Below are 16,588 nucleotides of genomic sequence, written 5' to 3'. Positions count from 1 at the left end.
AATGCCAAATAAAAAAACTAAAACGGCTATTAGCATTATTATAATTTGCCTTGCTTTATTCTCATTATATTCAATATGGAGATACTATCTATATTCACCGTGGACAAGAGATGGTCGAATTAGAGCCAACATTATCACTATTGCACCAGATGTTTCTGGATTTGTAACCAAAATATACGTATTTGATAACCAAAAAGTAAAAAAAGGACAATTAATCTTCACTATAGATAGAGATAGATATGCAGCAACTCTAGATGAAAAAGAAGCTGAGCTTAAGCATGCTATAATGCTATGGGAGCTAGCTGATCGTCAATATCAACGTAGAGAACAACTTGGAAAAGATGGTTCAATCAGCCTTGATACACTTGATGAATATCATATGCAAGTGAAACTAAAAAAAGCCGATCTTGAAAAAGCAAAAGCTGAAGCTAGACTTGCAAAGATTAATCTAGACAGAACAAGTGTCTATGCCCCAGCTGACGGCACTATAAACAATATTGAGCTACGACAAGGAAACTATGTTGTAGCAGCAAAACCAGTAATGTCTTTAGTTGAAGCTAATTCTTTCTATGTGACAGGATATTTTGAAGAAACTAAACTACCTAATATAAAAATTGGCGATAAAGCAAATATTGAATTAATGAGTGGTGGAGAGCTGCTACATGGACATGTAATAAGTATCGGTAAAGCAGTAGCTGATAACAATACAGATGTAAACAGTCAACTATTACCTAAAGTACAGCAGACCTACGATTGGGTAAGATTATCTAAGCGAATACCTGTTGATATAGCTCTAGATGTGATACCTAAAAGTGTCAACTTAATATCCGGTATTAACGCAACGGTAACAATACAATGATACAAAAGATATTAGATGAGCTACCAACAATTATAAATAAAGAAAATGCCATCTATACAATTAAGGGCTGTATATCTTTGACTATGGCTCTATATATCTCCATGAGTCTAAACTTGGATAAGCCAATGTGGGCTATGATTTCTGCACTATTTTTACAAACTCGACCAGAGACCGGTTTTATTATTGAAAAAGCACTTTTATTAATAGCTGTATCCTTTATTGGAGTGTTTGTTGGCTTTTTGATAGTCACATTTTTTTTGCCTTTCCCTGTATTAGCCCTAATGGCTCTATGTACGTTTATATCTATATCTATATTCTTCTCTGCCAATATGTCTCACCCAAACTTTATCTATGCTTTAGCACTAGCAAATGTTACCTGCATAATAATTGTTTTTTATTCCATAGCTAATCCTATACTCACTACCGAAGAGACTATTTTTCATACTGGATTCTCTCGCGTAACCGAAATATCTATTGGCTGTATCTGCTCATGTTTTGTAAATTACTACATATTTCCAGTCAAAATACAAAAGACATTAAAAAATCACTCTAATAAAGTACTTAATCTTACTACTGCATATATACAAGAAATGTTTTCTACACAGGATTTTATAAATAATCAAAAGTATAACTTAAAAGTTGAAGGAATTCTTAATAGCCTTGTAGCTCTTGATAATGACTTAAGTGCTGCAAAATATGAAAACCTAGACAAGAGTAATTATCTTATATTTTCAAATGCTATAGTCGAGCTAATAGAAGCTGTACACTCATTAAGAAAAAGTTTAGCTAAAACAAAAAATAACCCTACCTTACAAAATCACTTAAAAACAATCGCTAGTAGTTTAAATAATATTGATAGTTTAAATGATAATCCTAAAATCATCACCGACAATCAAAAATTAACTAAAGTCATAACAAAACTTATCGATTTAGTATCTAGTTATAAAAATTTAGAACTCGTAAGTAATCAAAATAATATCACATATAGCTTCATAAGATACACCAATCCGATTGTCACACTAATCGCTACGGCTAGGACTGTAAGTCTACTCTTAGTTATGTACTATATATGGGTTAGTACGGATGGTAACTCAAGCTTGCTGATGATGATTATTTTGCCTTGTGTATTATCACAACTTTTTATATCAGCACCTAATCCTACTGATGCAATTGGAAAAAACATCATAGGCATAATAATATCTATACCAATAAGCATCTTTATAACTTTAAATTTACTCTCACAAGCTGTTGGGTATTTTGAGCTATTGATTTTAATTTTATTAATTGTCCTACTTATTCCTATAGTCACACTCAATATCCCCAAATTACAGATGTATAGTCTTGGATTTTATTTAGGATTTGTATCTATGGTTCAGCCAAGTAATCATATGAGTTTTGAAATCACTTCATCATTTACTATAGCTATGAGCTCAATTGTTGGATGTACAGGTCTTTGGTTAGCATTTAAACTATTTCCACTTACTCCTTATACTCTAAGTAGAAAAGTTGCTATTAAATCTATAATCAAAGATACACAAAAACTCAAAAAGCATGAAATTTCAAAAGAATATTATCAAGCAAGCTTAATCAAAAAGATTCTTAGTGTTTATAGAAATAGAAAAGATGACCAATCATCAGAAAAGGATATTGAATTTGCTTTACAAAGTCTTACAAAATATTACTAATTTATATTAACTATCTGAAGATTTTATACAGATAAATTACACTTATAACCACTATATTTACGGATATTTATCACACCTGTATCGAATATTAGATACTGACCTTTGATACCTATAAGCTTTGCATCAATTATTAGATCTTTATCTAAATTAAATGATTTAATTTTTGCAGGATACTCAAGCACAGGATAATTTATAGTTTGAATATTACCCTCTACAGCTTCAACACTATTATCACCATATTTAGCTTTGATTTGAGCTATTTTCTCACTAGATTTTTCTATCAATTCTTCTCTTAAACTCTCAAAATCGACTCCTAAATCTGGTTCTCCTTGAAGCATTTTTCGCCAGTTGGTTTTATCTGAGATATGCTCTTTAATAGCGACTTCAACTAAGCCTGATATTAATCTAGTCTCTACAGCAAAGATCGGTATCGCTTGACTTGCACCTTGATCTATCCAACGTGATGGAATATTTTTAAGCTTTGTAATGCCTACCTTAATATCACCTGTATTTGATAGATATACAATGTGGGTTTTCATACAGTTTTCTTCGCCCCAACTAGAATCTCTACAAGTCCCTACCGCAAAATGACATAATTCCGGCTTAACGATACAAATATCACACTCTGGTAGCTTCCTCATACACATAAAGCAGTAGCCTTGAGAGTAGCTTTTTTTAGTTTTAATGCCACAAGATACGCAGTTTATCTCATTTAGAAATTCAATTTTTAAATTCTTTCCAATCAAATCATTTATACAGATATCATCTAACTCATAACGAGCATTATTATCGCTATCCAATGATGTTTTCATTTTATGTAAATTTATAGTTTTATTCATCGATACTTTTTTGCAGTCCTAAGTTGCCTTTTAGGATAGCAGACTTTAAAACTAGTTAAAATGCTAGTTATTATTAGATATAATCAAATTAATCAAATTAACTCTCTTCTGATATGAGTGTAAGACTGGATAAATGGTTATGGGCTGCAAGATTTTACAAAACTAGAGCTCTTGCAAAAAAAGCTATCGAAGGTGGCAAAGTCCACTTTCAAGGACAAAAAACAAAAGTTAGCAAAACTGTAAATATTGGTGATGAATATCAAATTCAACAATCATATATTAAAAAAACAATAATGGTTGAAGCTCTCGATGAAATTAGAAAATCAGCTACTGAAGCTCAAAAACTCTACATAGAAACACAACAAAGTATCGAAAAGAGAGAAAAAGAAGCAATTATCAGAAAAACTGCTAACTTATTAAGTCCAGAAAAGCCTACAAAAAAACAACGTAGGCAGATAATCGATTTTAAAAGGAATGATTAGTCAGCATTAGATTAATTACTAAATTTTTCTATCATCTTAAGCACAACATAAATTATTGCACTGATTATTGCTGATATAAAACATACTTTTATAGCTATAGGAAATAGATGAATAAAAATAGTAATAATAGTTACTATGATTAAAACCCCTACAAATATTGATAAAAATTTATCCATTTTAAACAACCCCTTATTTTATTATAACTTTTGCAAATTTACGTTTACCAACTTGGAAAACATTTTCTGTACCTTTACCAAAAATAGCTTTGTTATCTTCAGCCTTTTCACCATCTATTTTAACAGCTCCCTGCTTAATCATACGGATAGCTTCTGATGTGCTTGCTACTAAACCTGCATCTTTTAACAAGTTTGCTATTGGTAACTCTTGATTTAATTCTACAACATTTATATCATCAGGTATCTGATTTTTTTGAAATCTTTGGATAAAATCCTGATGAGCACTTTCAGCATCTTCTTTAGAGTGGAATCTCTCTATTAGCTCTTTTGCCAACTCTATTTTAATGTCACGTGGGTTTGTACCATTAGCAACATCTTGCTTTAAGTTAGCTATAGTATCTAAAGATTTAAAGCTAAGTAATTCGTAATATCTCCACATCAGTTCATCTGAAATTGACATTACTTTACCAAACATATCATTAGGAGTCTCTTCAATACCTATATAATTTTGGCTAGATTTTGACATTTTTTTGACACCATCTAAACCTTCAAGAAGTGGCATTGTTATGATAACTTGTGGCTCTTGACCTTGTTGTTTTTGTAGCTCTCTACCCATCAACAAGTTAAACTTCTGATCTGTACCACCAAGCTCTATATCCGCATTCATAGCTACAGAATCATAGCCTTGTACTAATGGATACAAAAACTCATGTATTGAGATAGACTGACCTCCTTTGTATCTTTTTGAGAAATCATCTCTTTCAAGCATTCTAGCAACTGTTGATTTAGATGCTAGTTTGATCATATCGCTTGCAGACATTTTATCAAACCAATCACCATTACGACGAATGACTGTTTTTTCTTTATCTAAGATTTTAAATACTTGTTTAGTATATGTTTCAGCATTTGCAGCAACTTCTTCTGCAGTCAATGGAGGTCTTGTCGCATTTTTACCAGTAGGATCGCCTATCTGAGCTGTGAAATCACCTATCAAAAAGTGAATTTCATGACCTAAGTCTTGTAATTGTTTTAATCTGTTAATAACAACTGTATGACCAAGATGGATATCAGGAGCTGTTGGATCACAGCCAAATTTGATTACTAAAGGTCTATTTTTTTCTAGTTTTTTAACCAATTCTTCTTCGATTAGGACTTCATCAGCCCCTCTTTTGATTATTTCTAAAGTCTGTTGTATAGTCGGCATTATATTTTTGTATATAAAAATTTCTTTCAATAAAGCAAAATTATAGCACAAAACTCTTTTATAGAACCAATAAAACCTTATACTTACTACAAAGTAAAAACATTTAATATCCCATGCATATATATATATCACAAAGTAATGATATTTATTTCAATTTAGCTTTTGAAAACTGGTTGTTTCTAGAAAAACTTCATCATGAAAAGATTTTATTTTTATGGCAAAACTCTCCATGTGTTGTTATTGGTAGAGCACAAAACCCATGGCTTGAATGTAATCTTGAAGCGATGACTAACGATAATATACCAATGGTACGCCGTCAAAGTGGCGGTGGCACTGTTTATCATGACTATGGTAATCTTAACTACACTATCATTAGTACAAAAAAAGAACATGACATCAAAGCAAACCTAGAACTAGTATGCAATACGGTCAAAAAACTAGGCATAGATGTATATGCCAATGAAAGAAATGATATTGTTGTTGATCATAATGGTCATACCTACAAAGTATCAGGTAGTGCTTTTCGAGAGAAAAAAGATCGTGCTTTCCATCATGGTACACTACTCATCAATGCTAATACAAAAAAACTCTATGACTATCTTCATCAACCAATAGATAAATCTTTAGATACAAAAGGAGTGAAATCTCATCGCTCAAAAGTAATCAATCTATCCAAGATAAAGCATGATATACAAACTCAAGATCTCACAAGATCTTTTATTAAAGGCTTCAGAAGTATTGATTTAAGCCTAATTAATGAAGAAACACCATTAGAAAATAGAGAGCTTATAGACAAAGAGATAGAAATACTAAAAGAATGGAAATGGCGATTTGGAAAAACTCTACCATTTACTAAAACCTACACCAAAGGTAGTGAACAAATCAAAATCAAGATTGATGCTGGTATTGTTACAGAGATTAATAATGTTTATAAAAACACAAATCTAGCTGATAAAAATATTCGTTTTGAAAATAGCTATGATTTTGATTTCTTTAAGAAAATTCTTACAGAATAAATTTTATTTAGAGTTTGTTGAGAAGAATGTTGCAACACTAATTGCAAAAATGAAAGGCAAAATAAAAGCATCAACAACTGTCACGACAATATTTTGAATAGACAATTCTAATGAACTCATCTCTAAGCCAAAATCCTTCAATAAATATATTAACCCAAAAGTTACTAATGGTTTGATTATCATTAGAGCTAATATTGTAATAGATATTCTAAACATGTAGAAAAAATTACTTCTTATTATACTAAAGTTATTAGATATAGACTCAAAAATACCCTTTTGTGCCAATAATACAGCAGGCATAACTGTCAAGAAGAATAATATTCCTAGAAAAATACCTATATATTGTAAAAACATCGTAAACAATGTCATAGCAATCATCGAAAGTAAAAATGCTCCAAGAAATACAAATATCCTTTTTGAAAATATCTGTAGAGCTATTTTTAATGCATCTGATACTTTTATTTCATGCTTAACCACAATACCTTGCAATATTATTATCATTGCGTAAACGAATACAGTAGCTACGACAATCAACAAAAATATACTTGCTAATATATTTCCTGATGGTAATTGCGAAATATCAGCTTCGTTACCACTTTGAATATAATCTGCCATGCCATGATTCATTAGATATACAAAACAAAACTCTGATATAAATGACAGCATAAAAGCTAATACAAAAGTTATTTTAAATGCTCTTTTGTATATATTTGTAGCTATTGAAATAGTTTCTCTAAAATTTAAATTATTCATCATAATGCTCTAGTAAAAAATAAAACAAGCTAAAATATAACATAAAATTCACTATTTTTGTCTCAGAAAAACTAATAAGGCCTTTAAAGCAGAAAAAAATATAATAAATTGCTTGTAAAATTTTATATCAGATACCATTTAGTAATATTACATAGATTATTTTAACAAACCTAATAAAGGATTTGATTATGGAAGCAATGAAAGGAACTACCATCCTATGCGTTAGAAAAGGTGATAAAGTAGTAATCGGTGGCGATGGTCAAGCTACACTAGGACATACAATAGCAAAAGAAAATATCATAAAGGTTAGAAAATTAAATGGTGGTAAAGTTCTGACAGGCTTTGCGGGATCTACTGCAGATGCATTCACACTATTCGAAAAATTTGAACAAAAACTAGAATTTTATCAAGGCAATCTTGAAAGAGCCGCTGTTGAAATGGTACGTGAGTGGCGTTTAGATAGAATGCTGAGTAAGTTAGAAGCTATGATTATAGTTGCCGATGAGAAACTATCCCTTCTAATATCAGGAGCTGGAGATGTTATGGCTGCTGACAAAAATGACATTATATCTATTGGTTCTGGATCAACTTATGCTCGATCTGCAGCAACTGCACTTGTAGAAAATACTGATCTCTCTGCTGAAGAGATAGTTAGAAAAAGCCTTACAATAGCTGCAGACACTTGTATATACACAAATCATAATTTCACTATAGAAAGTTTAGAAAACAAAAAAGGATAGTTATACGATGACACAAGTAATGACTCCAAAAACAATTGTACATGAATTAGAAAGACATATCATAGGTCAAAATGATGCTAAAAAAGCAGTTGCTATCGCTCTACGCAATAGATGGCGTAGAATGCAACTTGATGATGAGATGCGTCAAGAAGTAACTCCTAAAAATATCCTAATGATAGGACCTACTGGTGTAGGTAAAACAGAGATTGCGCGTAGACTAGCAAAATTAGCAGATGCGCCTTTTATCAAAGTTGAAGCTACTAAATTTACAGAAGTTGGTTATGTCGGTAAAGATGTTGAGTCTATAATCCGCGATCTAGTAGAAACTGCTGTTAAAATGAAGCGTGAAGAAGCTAAGCAAAAAGTTACAGAAAAAGCTGCTATATTAGCGGAAGATAGAATATTAGATGTTCTTATCCCTCCTGCTAGAGCTTCTGAGTCAAAAGTTGGTTTTGCGAATGAACCTGCCGAAGATGCCCAATCTAAAAAAGAAAAAGAAAATAAAACTCGCGAGATTTTCAGAAAAAAAATCCAAAATGGTGAGTTAAATGATAAAGAGATTGAGATCGAAGTATCTGTAGCTCCTAAAAGTATAGGTGTAATGGGACCTCCAGGTATGGAAGATATGACAAATCAGCTTCAAGACTTGTTCTCTAGTTTAAGTAGCGATAAGAAAAAAACAAAGAAAATGAGAATCAAAGATGCTATTAAACTTGTCAAAGATGAAGAAGCTGCAAAACTTATCAATGAAGAAGATATTAAGGCTAGAGCTCTTGAATCTGTTGAGCAAAATGGTATCGTATTCTTAGATGAAATTGATAAAGTCTGTAAAAAATCTGGAACTTCAGGTGCTGATGTATCTAGAGAAGGTGTGCAGCGTGACTTACTACCATTAGTAGAAGGTTCAACTGTTTCTACTAAATACGGTATGATAAAGACTGATCATATCCTATTTATAGCATCGGGAGCATTTCATGTTGCTAAACCATCTGACTTGATCCCAGAGCTTCAAGGTAGATTACCAATCAGAGTAGAACTAAAATCTCTTGAAATAGAAGACTTCGTTAGAATACTAAAAGAGCCTGATTGTTCTATACTTAAGCAATATATTGCTTTGATGAAAACTGAGGGTGTAGAACTAAGCTTTGAAGAAGATGCCATTAGAAAGATTGCTGAAATTTCTTTTCAAGTAAACGAAGAAGTTGAAAATATTGGTGCTAGAAGACTTCATACTGTTATGGAAAGACTTCTAGAAGAAATTTCTTTTGATGCTCCGGACTTAGAAAACAAATCTATAAACATAACTACAGATTACATAAATGAAAAACTAAGTGGACTAGTCAAAAATAAAAATTTAAGTCAGTACATTCTATAATCCTTTATCAAATTTGCTATCTTATCTATTTTTTAGAAAAAAACATCTATAAAATCAATTTTACTATGTACTTTAATTCTAATAATTTAATGGGTGTTACTCTAATAAAAAAAGCCTCTAGGCTACTACTAATAACACAGCTATTTTCAACAGTAAGTTTTGCTGTTCTTTACTCAACATTAGTTTTATTTATGACTCAAGCTTTGGGATTTACTGTCACAAAAGCAAGTGCTGTAATGGGTGTTTTTGTTGCATTTAACTATGGTTTGCATATCTTAGGTGGCTATATTGGTGGTCGATTAATTAGCTATCGAGTTTTATTTTTGATAGGAATGGTCTTGCAGATAATCGCTTGTTTATTTTTATCGTTCCCAAGTACTGAACATCTATATATAGCTCTAGCTCTATTTCTAACAGGATGTGGTCTAAATGTCCCATGTATAAATATGATGTTAACTCAGCAATTTGAAAATGATGATACTTCTCGCGAGACTGCCTTCTTTTGGAACTATGCTGGAATGAATGTCGGTTTTTTTATTGGCTTTACGGTAGCAGGTATATATCAATCAGAACATAGTTATAACATACTTTTTCTTATTACCACTATTACAAACATAATCGCTTTTTTACTTGTAATTACTAGCTGGAAAACTGTAGCGGATAGAACTACCCCTCTTGTCAGAAAAATCAAAAACTCAGGAACAAAAATCCTATACAAAAACAGTATATATACAGTCATTCTAATTTTCATGACTATAGCTATTTTAGTTATTGCTTTACAATATCCTCTTAATACAAATTATATTGCACTAGCTATCGGAATTGCTCTATTAGCAATGTTTATACCTATAGCAAGATCGCAAGATACGAAAGAACAAAAAGAAAAAGTATATGCTTATATTGTTTTAGCAACTTTTGGATTAGTATTTTGGTCTGCTTATCAGCTTGCACCAATGGCTCTAACTGTATTCACAGAAGCTAATGTTGACAAGCATATTTTTGGCTTCACAATCCAAACCCAATGGTTTCAAAATGTAAATACTGTAGTAATAGCTGTGGGAGGTGTGTTATTACCTAGTCTTCTTATAATTATTCGTCGAAAATTTATATTCTCATTCCCTATGCAGTTTTGTTTTAGCATCGTATTTATAGGAATTGGCTTTTTAATGCTAGTGATAGGAATTTTCTCAGCGAACAAACTTGGACAAACAGCTGCTATATGGTTAATTTTAAGTTATGTATTTCAGTCCATAGGAGAGCTTTTAATATCTCCAACAGGATATGCTATGATCGGTAAGCTTGCCAACCCTCGACTACAAGGCTTAATGATGGGATCTTGGATGGTTGTTACAGGAAGTACATCTGGAGTTATAGCAAGCTTACTATCAATATTAGTTGCTTCACCAGATATCAATACTACACCACTGGAGACAAATCATAATTATTTAGCTCTATTTGCTGGCTTAGCTATCATTGCAGGTATAGCAGCATTTATCATGTATGTATTAATTCCCAAAATTAGAAGACTTGCCCATATATAGTTATATATTAGCTGTATTTTCAACCAACCATACATTATAATCTAATCATCCTTTTAATTATTTTAATATCATCCGTCTGTGACTATTAAAGAAAAGTACTCTAAATATATCCCTCTTTTTATATCTGTAACAATGACTCTAAATGGTTTTATTACTATTTTAGCAGTTGCTGTACCAGTAATTAACAAAATATTCTCTGTCAATTTAGATGCAAATATCCCTTCAGATCTCTACGATTTTGGTATGAAATACAATACTGGATTAGGAATATTTTTACCCTTAATCTTAGGGTATTTGATGATAATCATAGCCCGTGGTATTTATAACCGTAAAAGAACTTTTTGGTTTTTAGCTGTTGTTTTCATTAGCCTGTCAATTATTGGAGATTATGTCCAAGATAAACATATATCTTATGATGTTGCATTTTTCACTCATATTTTAGAAATTTTATTACTTATATATTTTAGAAAAACATTTGACAAGAAAAACTCTAATAGAATTACTTTCTACCAATTTGTATTACTTATTTCATTTTTGTTAGCGATTGGATACAGTGTTACTGGTTTGTACTATCTAAAAGATGAATTTGATGGTATCAAGAATATTTCTGACGCAGTATATTTTACAATAGTCACATTTAGTACAGTTGGATATGGAGACATACATCCTCTAACCGAAGAAGCTAAGCTTTTCACCGTATCTATTATGATTATGGGGATAGGATTATTTGCAACTATCATAACTGTCATGGCTGGTAGTGTTATTAATAGAATTACAGAAAAGTTTAAACAAAAAGATGGAGCTGCTTTAATGAAGGACCATATTGTAATTTGTGGATATACGGAAATTACTAAATGCTTAATAAAAGATTATTTTAAATCACATATTGATAATATTATTGTTATTGAAAAAAATTATCATCAGAAATTTATTAATGCTGATGTAGAACAAGAAAAACATTTCATAGATGCTGAATCCTATGATTATGATGCTCTCAAAAAAGCTAATATAACCAAAGCTAAAAGTATATTTATACTTAATGAAAAAGATTCAGATAATATTTTAACACTTCTTTCAATCAAGGAAGTTTTAAAAACATCAGAACAACCGAGAGATAATATAAAAATATCAATCAAACTAGACAAAGATGAGAGTATCAATATCGCAAATAATATCGGCGTAGATCAAATTGTGTCTCCAACTAAGAAAATCGCTGAAATGCTAATAAAATATGAATAATTTCATCAAAAATAATTAACATAGCTTTAGACTATGTTATCATTTCGAGAATATGTGTACCAATTTTTCCAAAAAATATATTGTGGAGTAAAACCATGGAATATAATTACGACATTATCATTATAGGTAGTGGTCCTGGTGGCGAAGGTGCTGCCATGAAAGCGACTAGAAATGGTCAAAAAGTAGCAATTATTGAAGATGATGCCATTGGTGGGGGTTGTAATAACTGGGGAACAATTCCGAGTAAGACTCTTAGGCAACTATCACGAGAAGTTTGGTATAACAAAAAAAACTTTGATTTTCCTGATATGCTAGACAATGCATTTGAGGTAGTTCTAAAACAAAGAGAAATTAAAAAAAATCGTTTTGCTAATAATGAAATTGACGTATTTTATGGTTTTGCAAGTTTCTTAGATAAAAATAAAATTAAAATTTCGCGTAAAAATGGTTCTACTGAAATCATAACTGCTAAAAAATTCATACTAGCAACAGGATCTCGACCTTACCAACCTGATGATATAGACTTCACACATCCTAGAATTTTAGATAGTGACAAGCTTCTTGAACTAAAAGATAAAAATATTAAATCAATAACTATATATGGTGCTGGCGTAATCGGTTGTGAATATGCATCTATATTGGGTACTCTTGATATCCAAGTAAATCTTATCAATACTAGAGACAAATTAATGTCATTCCTTGATGATGAGATTATAGAAACTTTAACAAACCACTTTACTGTTAACCAAAAAATCAACCTAATGCATAACGAAACTTACAAGAGTATCAAAGCTAAAGGTGACAAGGTAATTACTACATTAAATTCAGGTCGAATTATAGAGTCTGACTATGTGCTATTTGCTCTTGGACGTGCCGGCAATACTAATGGTCTAAATCTTGATAAGATTGGAGTTGAATATAGTCCGCAAAGAGGTCTTGTGAATGTAAATGATAATTACCAAACTACCCAACCTAACATATATGCTGTTGGTGATGTTATTGGTTTCCCTTCACTTGCATCATCGGCTTTTAACCAAGGTAGATTTGCTGCTACGCATATTATTGATGGATCATGTAATGATAAGTTAGTTGAAGACATCCCAACAGGTATTTATACAAGACCTGAAATAAGCTGTATTGGTAAAACTGAAGAACAGTTAACAGCAGAAAATATTCCTTATGAAAGTGGTAGAGCTTACTTCAAAGATCTTGCTCGTGCACAGATTTCAGGAAGTGAAACCGGTATGCTAAAAATACTGTTCCATAAAGAAACTTTTGAAATTTTAGGTATTCATTGTTTTGGTCATAGAGTATCTGAGATTATCCATATTGGTCAAGCAATTAAATCTATGCCTGGCAAACACAACACTATAAGATATTTCTTGAATACTACATTTAACTACCCTACTATGGCAGAAGCATACCGTATTGCTGCTATTGATGGCGTTAATAAGCTTAAACCAAAAAATAAACAATGTGTGCCTGAACACAAATAAATATGTATTACGATATATATATAATTTTCTTATTTATATTTCTTTTTGGTGCAGCTATTGGCAGCTTCCTAAACGTTCTAATATATAGAGTGCCTAACAAGATATTTGCTGATGAGAAAATCATAGCTCGAGAAATACTTGAATTATCCAAGCAAGAATCTGATCAGAATTTTAGCTTAACAGCACCCTCAAGATGTCCAAAGTGCAAAAATAAACTCAAATATCGTCATAACATACCTATTTTAGGTTGGTTTATTCTAAAAGGTAAATGCTATTTTTGTAAAGAAAGCATCTCTTTTGAATACCCTTTAATTGAGTTTATTACTGCTATAGTATTTATAACTATATTTTATATATTTGGGCTTACTATTCAGGCAGTAGCTCTAGCTGGTCTAAGCACATTTTTTATTCCTTTATTTTTTATAGATGCAAGATATCAGATACTTCCAGATTCACTTACTCTACCATTAGTATGGATAGGTATTATTCTTAACTACTATAATGTATTTACTACACTAGATCAGTCAGTTTGGGGAGCAATTATCGGATATCTATCACTATGGAGTGTATTTTGGATATACAAAATTCTCACTGGCAAAGAAGGATTTGGCTACGGAGATTTTAAGCTATTAGCTGCAATTGGTGCATGGTTTGGATATCCTATGCTTCTTTATACAATATTTGCTAGCTGCATATTTGGAATTTTAATTGCTATAGGTATAAATCTTATCGCAAAACGTACAAACGTAATACCATTTGGCCCAGCTATCATTTTAGCGACATTTTTTTACCTACTAACTAAAGATAATCTTTATATATGGTATAATCACGTTATGTTTATTCAATATTAGTCATGTTAAATGCAAAAGAAATCTTTCGCAATCCTTTCAGTATTTGTATTATTTTTATTGGTAATAATATACTTCTTTAGCACTGCAAATCTTAGCAAATCATCGTTTAACAATCAACAAGGTCTATATCTTGTCAAACAAGCGTTTCCACAGTATAAAGTAATAAAAACTTTTGATACAGGTATACATCTACAAGCATATATCCTTGAAGATAAAAAAGATCCAACAAAACGAACAGTAACTTTCACGAGTGAAGATGGCGATGTCATCGTTAATGGAGAGCTTTTAGCATGGGATAGAAATCAAAACAAGCTAACAAGTCTAAATCAAATATATGCCAACTACTTCACATCATCTCCACAAGCAAGTGATCTTTATTTAGATATAAAGAAATATGCTACATATATTCAACAAGGTAGCGACGATGCTCCACATAAGTTTTATGCGATCATTGATCCTAACTGTCGTTACTGTGCAAGCCTTTTTGATGCTTCTCAGCCTGCTATCAAATCTGGTGACTTAGCAGTCCGTTGGATCCCTATAGGTAGTTTACAAAATAGTCCTGATGTTGTTAGAAGTATTTTTAACTCAAAAGATCCACTTCAAGCTTTGATAGAATATCACAATACTAAAAAGTATAATGAAAGCCTAACAAAACCGAATGAAAAAGCTGAAAATAATATGCGATTATCTACAGATATAAGTGGCTTCCCAACTATTATCTACAAAACTCCAGAAGGTGCGCTTAAAATATCAGGTGGAAATAAACTTCCTCTTACTGAAGCAAAAATTGCTGAAAAAGATAATATCAAAAAAGTTAACGAATTCTTACTACTAACATCAAATAGTTTCTAACTCTAGATATGAATAAAATAATAATCTTAATACTTACTATATTTATCTCAAGCATCGGTTTCTCGACTGATGCTGCAAATATTGAAATATCTAACCGTTTACATAATTTAGAAAAACTATACGGTGGTAAAATAGGTGTCTACACGATTAATAGAAATAATAATAGTAATTTTTCGCATAACCAAAGCTTCTATTTCCCCATTTGTAGTACTTACAAATTTCTTGTGGTTGGCGCTATACTCAAACAGAGTATGACCGATAACAACTTACTCAATAAAGAAGTAAAAATCTCAGCAAATCAAATTATTGGCTACTCGCCAGTGACAAAAAAACATATAAATCAAACAATGACAGTGAGTGAGCTTAGCAAAGCAGCTATTCAAAGTGATAACACTGCAACCAATCTGTTGATAGAAGAGCTAGGTGGTTTAAATAATCTTAATAATTTTATACTTTCATTACATGATCATGCAACAAAAGTAGCTGGCTTAGAGCCTGTAGCTAATCAAGTTAGTCTTACAACTAATCAAAATAAAACTACTCCCAAAATAATGGCTAAGGATATTAATAAACTCGCTTTTAGCAATAGTATTCTTGACAAAAAGCATCGATTATTATTTAAAAAATGGCTTTTAGAGAATGACTCTGGTAATAATCGTATAGCTGCAGAAATCCCTGATGAATGGGAAATTGGTAATAAAACTGGTACTTGTGCTTATGGGTCCACAAATGATGTTGCTATTATTTGGCCTGATGATGATAAAGCTATAATTATGGCTATTTTTTATACTCAATCACAAAAAGATGCTAAACCAAATAGTAAAATAATAAGAGAAGTAACTAAAATACTTTTGGATAAATTAGAACAACAAAACACGAACAAAGATGCCTAAAATAAAGATGATTGTTGGCCTAGGAAATATAGGCAAAGAATATGAAAATACACGCCATAATGTTGGTGAGTGGTTTATTGCGAAGATTGCTAAAGATAATAATGAAAACTTTAGTCTAAATTCTAAACTTAATTGCAATATTGCTAAAGTAAATATCAATTACAATAACATAATATTGGTATTTCCAACTACGTTTATGAACAATAGTGGCTTAGCTGTTAGTAAGGTTGCTAATTTCTATAAAATTGAACCTGAAGAAATACTAGTAGTACATGATGAGCTAGATATAGATTCAGGGGAAATTCGTCTAAAAAAAGGTGGTGGACACGGTGGTCATAATGGCTTAAGAAGTATCCATCAACACCTTGGGACAAATGATTATTTACGCCTAAGAATTGGTATCGGACATCCTGGACATAAATCAAAAGTATCAAATTATGTACTATCAAATCCTTCTGTAGCTCAGAAAAATGATATAGATAATGCTATTGATAATGGTATAAGTGTTTTAGATGATATAATAAACTACAAATTAGAGCCTACAATGCTGAGGCTTCATACAAAATAATATTATAAGGAATAAA

General features: G+C 31.4%; 16 protein-coding genes. 13 read left to right on the top strand and 3 right to left on the bottom strand.

Going from position 1 to position 16,588, the window contains the following annotated elements; translation table 11 throughout:
* Position 1: 1 nt before the first annotated feature.
* Positions 2-859, top strand: coding sequence for an efflux RND transporter periplasmic adaptor subunit (locus IMS64_RS03735; protein ID WP_004287615.1), 858 nt, complete (start codon positions 2-4; stop codon positions 857-859).
* Positions 856-2,544: an FUSC family protein gene (locus IMS64_RS03730; RefSeq protein WP_211490940.1), complete on the top strand. Its 1,689-nt coding sequence runs from the start codon at positions 856-858 to the stop codon at positions 2,542-2,544. The genes IMS64_RS03735 and IMS64_RS03730 overlap by 4 nt, the downstream gene beginning before the upstream one ends.
* 23 nt (positions 2,545-2,567) lie before the next feature.
* On the opposite strand, the gene IMS64_RS03725 is transcribed toward IMS64_RS03730, so the two are convergent.
* Positions 2,568-3,383 carry a DUF2797 domain-containing protein gene (locus IMS64_RS03725; protein WP_211490939.1) on the bottom strand — a complete coding sequence of 272 codons (816 nt, stop codon included), beginning with the start codon at positions 3,381-3,383 and terminating at the stop codon, positions 2,568-2,570.
* A 113-nt stretch (positions 3,384-3,496) separates the two neighbouring features.
* Here IMS64_RS03725 and IMS64_RS03720 point away from each other — a divergent pair, with 113 nt between their 5' ends.
* Positions 3,497-3,865: an RNA-binding S4 domain-containing protein gene (locus IMS64_RS03720; protein ID WP_088821123.1), complete on the top strand. Its 369-nt coding sequence runs from the start codon at positions 3,497-3,499 to the stop codon at positions 3,863-3,865.
* A gap of 189 nt (positions 3,866-4,054) precedes the next feature.
* Here IMS64_RS03720 and tyrS read toward each other — a convergent pair whose 3' ends face one another.
* Entirely contained in the window at positions 4,055-5,245 is a 1,191-nt protein-coding gene (gene tyrS, locus IMS64_RS03715; RefSeq protein ID WP_211490938.1) for a tyrosine--tRNA ligase, read from the bottom strand.
* Positions 5,246-5,358: 113 nt separating this feature from the next.
* On the opposite strand from tyrS, the gene IMS64_RS03710 reads away from it, so the two are divergent.
* Positions 5,359-6,261, top strand: a complete 903-nt coding sequence (locus IMS64_RS03710; protein ID WP_211490937.1) for a lipoyl protein ligase domain-containing protein — start codon at positions 5,359-5,361, stop codon at positions 6,259-6,261.
* Positions 6,262-6,264: 3 nt separating this feature from the next.
* Here the strand turns inward: IMS64_RS03710 and IMS64_RS03705 are convergent, their stop codons facing one another.
* Entirely contained in the window at positions 6,265-7,014 is a 750-nt protein-coding gene (locus IMS64_RS03705; protein ID WP_088821119.1) for a hypothetical protein, read from the bottom strand.
* 188 nt (positions 7,015-7,202) lie between these two features.
* Here IMS64_RS03705 and hslV point away from each other — a divergent pair, with 188 nt between their 5' ends.
* From hslV to pth, 9 genes are all read left to right on the top strand, one after another.
* A complete protein-coding gene (gene hslV, locus IMS64_RS03700) occupies positions 7,203-7,754 on the top strand; it encodes an ATP-dependent protease subunit HslV (RefSeq protein ID WP_004287605.1) in 552 nt (183 codons plus the stop codon).
* Between the two features lie 7 nt (positions 7,755-7,761).
* Entirely contained in the window at positions 7,762-9,129 is a 1,368-nt protein-coding gene (gene hslU / locus IMS64_RS03695) for an ATP-dependent protease ATPase subunit HslU (RefSeq protein ID WP_004287604.1), read from the top strand.
* A gap of 89 nt (positions 9,130-9,218) precedes the next feature.
* Complete coding sequence (locus tag IMS64_RS03690) at positions 9,219-10,670, top strand: peptide MFS transporter (protein WP_211491083.1); 1,452 nt, start codon at positions 9,219-9,221, stop codon at positions 10,668-10,670.
* Positions 10,671-10,748: 78 nt separating this feature from the next.
* Entirely contained in the window at positions 10,749-11,909 is a 1,161-nt protein-coding gene (locus IMS64_RS03685; protein ID WP_211490936.1) for an ion channel, read from the top strand.
* A 95-nt stretch (positions 11,910-12,004) separates the two neighbouring features.
* The gene (sthA, locus tag IMS64_RS03680; protein ID WP_012280895.1) at positions 12,005-13,405 is read left to right on the top strand and encodes a Si-specific NAD(P)(+) transhydrogenase; all 1,401 of its coding nucleotides are present in this window, start codon (positions 12,005-12,007) and stop codon (positions 13,403-13,405) included.
* 2 nt (positions 13,406-13,407) lie between these two features.
* Positions 13,408-14,256 carry a prepilin peptidase gene (locus tag IMS64_RS03675; protein WP_211490935.1) on the top strand — a complete coding sequence of 283 codons (849 nt, stop codon included), beginning with the start codon at positions 13,408-13,410 and terminating at the stop codon, positions 14,254-14,256.
* Between the two features lie 9 nt (positions 14,257-14,265).
* Complete coding sequence (locus tag IMS64_RS03670; protein ID WP_012280894.1) at positions 14,266-15,111, top strand: DsbC family protein; 846 nt, start codon at positions 14,266-14,268, stop codon at positions 15,109-15,111.
* An 8-nt stretch (positions 15,112-15,119) separates the two neighbouring features.
* Entirely contained in the window at positions 15,120-16,004 is an 885-nt protein-coding gene (gene bla / locus IMS64_RS03665) for a class A beta-lactamase (protein WP_088821116.1), read from the top strand.
* Positions 15,997-16,572, top strand: a complete 576-nt coding sequence (pth, locus tag IMS64_RS03660) for an aminoacyl-tRNA hydrolase (RefSeq protein ID WP_211490934.1) — start codon at positions 15,997-15,999, stop codon at positions 16,570-16,572. The genes bla and pth overlap by 8 nt, the downstream gene beginning before the upstream one ends.
* Positions 16,573-16,588 lie beyond the last annotated feature (16 nt).

The organism is Francisella philomiragia, from assembly GCF_018135955.1.
Lineage (GTDB): Bacteria > Pseudomonadota > Gammaproteobacteria > Francisellales > Francisellaceae > Francisella > Francisella philomiragia.
This window is presented reverse-complemented; position numbering and strand designations above follow the sequence as displayed.